Annotated in this window: 2 protein-coding genes; both read left to right on the top strand. The window is 67.6% G+C overall.

What is annotated here, in order from left to right; all coding sequences use genetic code 11:
• Nucleotides 1-18 precede the first annotated feature (18 nt).
• Nucleotides 19-765 carry an IS21-like element helper ATPase IstB gene (gene istB, locus AB0B91_RS66060; RefSeq protein ID WP_358343245.1) on the top strand — a complete coding sequence of 249 codons (747 nt, stop codon included), beginning with the start codon at nt 19-21 and terminating at the stop codon, nt 763-765.
• Between the two features lie 54 nt (nt 766-819).
• Nucleotides 820-1,179, top strand: coding sequence for a hypothetical protein (locus tag AB0B91_RS66055; RefSeq protein WP_358343243.1), 360 nt, complete (start codon nt 820-822; stop codon nt 1,177-1,179).
• The last annotated feature ends 193 nt before the right edge of the window (nt 1,180-1,372 follow it).

The raw sequence follows: 1,372 nt of genomic DNA, 5'->3' as shown, positions 1-1,372 counted from the left end.
GGCGCAGCCGGTGACCCGCTGACCGAAGCGATCGAGCTCACCCGCCGGCTGAAACTGCCGCACCTGCGCCGGGCCATGGCCGACCTCATCCCCACCGCGAAAGCGCAACGCTGGGACCCGGCCGAAGTCGTGCGGGTCCTCCTCGCGGAGGAGGCAGCCGGCCGGGACCAGGCCAACCTGCGCACCCGGCGCAAACGCGCCGCGTTCCCCGCCGGCAAAACCTTCGGCGACTGGGACGAGCAGGCCTCCTCGATCCCGCGGCCGACCCAGGACGCCCTGCGCAGCCTGGAATGGGTGCAGCGCAAGGAGAACCTGTCCATCTGCGGCCCGTCCGGCACCGGCAAGAGCCACTTCTGCGAAGCCCTCGGCCAAGCCGCCGTCGAGGCCGGCATGACCGTCGCCTGGTTCACCATCGAAGACCTCGGCGTCATGGTCCGCCGCCACCGCCCCGACGACTCCGTCGCCCGAGCCATGGCCAGACTGATCCGCACCGACCTGATCATCATCGACGACATCGGCCTGCTACCGGTCTCCCCGGACGCCGCCGAAGGGTTCTACCGCCTCGTCGACGCCGCCTACGAACGCCGCAGCCTCGCGGTCAGCTCGAACCTGCACCCGTCCGGTTTCGACGAGATCATGCCCAAGACCCTGGCCACCGCCACCGTCGACCGACTCCTGCACCACGCCCACGTCGTCGTGACCCAGGGTGACAGCTACCGGTTCAACCAAGCCACCGCCGGACAGGGCGTCAAAGCCTTGCACTGACCCCAGCACCACCCCACAGGCGGGGAACTATCTGGCCGCCACTGGGGAGAAACCATGGCCGCCAGCGGGGAAAACTACTGGCCGCCTACGGGGAGATCTGATTGGCCGTTGACACATGCGGAGCCAGTCTTCGCCGCACATGTCGCGGGCCGGGCCATCGACGCCGCCGACTACCGTGTGGAGCTGGGTTCCGGGGACTACACGGGTGATGAGGCCATCGGCTTTGATCCCGATGCCGCGATAGGTGCGGAAGTGCGGCAACAACTTGCCGATCTCGACGCCCTCGCTCCGTATGCCACGAAGCTCTCGCATGCCCGTTTTGGTCTCCCTGTTGACGAGCATGAGCTTCTCCTGGATGCGCTGCGCGACCTGGTCACCGCACCGACTCCCACGCCAAGCGCCAGCAAAGACTGACACCATCCGTTCGGGGGGTTGTCGCGTCGCCGGTCTGCGGGCCGGCGTGCGGCTGTGGGGCAATCGGGAGCATCCGCGCTATGCATCGGGCATGGTCCGCCGGGAGCCGACGTCGTCTCAAGATATCCGCACGCCGAGCAAGAATGCCTGAGTGATCTTCAGGCTGGCGTTCGTATGTCTGGTGCTGATGTCG

Origin of the sequence: Nonomuraea sp. NPDC049141, assembly GCF_040648415.1 — a bacterium.
GTDB lineage: Bacteria > Actinomycetota > Actinomycetes > Streptosporangiales > Streptosporangiaceae > Nonomuraea.
This window is presented reverse-complemented; position numbering and strand designations above follow the sequence as displayed.